Source organism: Paucilactobacillus vaccinostercus DSM 20634 (assembly GCF_001436295.1).
Classification (GTDB): domain Bacteria; phylum Bacillota; class Bacilli; order Lactobacillales; family Lactobacillaceae; genus Paucilactobacillus; species Paucilactobacillus vaccinostercus.
Genome location: NZ_AYYY01000060.1, coordinates 1 through 206 on the forward strand (window position 1 = coordinate 1; position 206 = coordinate 206).

General features: G+C 36.9%; 1 pseudogene. It reads left to right on the forward strand.

The features are described 5' to 3' along the window. Positions 1–206: pseudogene (locus tag FC26_RS13100) on the forward strand (IS5/IS1182 family transposase); the annotation flags it as partial.

The window sequence follows — 206 nt, forward strand, 5'->3', positions numbered from 1 at the left end:
TCAAATATATCGTAGCTGATGCGGGCTATGGGAGTGAATCTAATTATTCTGCTGTGCTTGATGACTTTGAAAAAATACCTTTAATTCCGTATGGGATGTACGAAAAGGAACAGCAGCGCAAGTTTAAAAATGATCCCACTAAGATACATAATTGGAAATACAATGCCGCAGACGATTACTATACTGATCATTTAGGTGTGAAATTC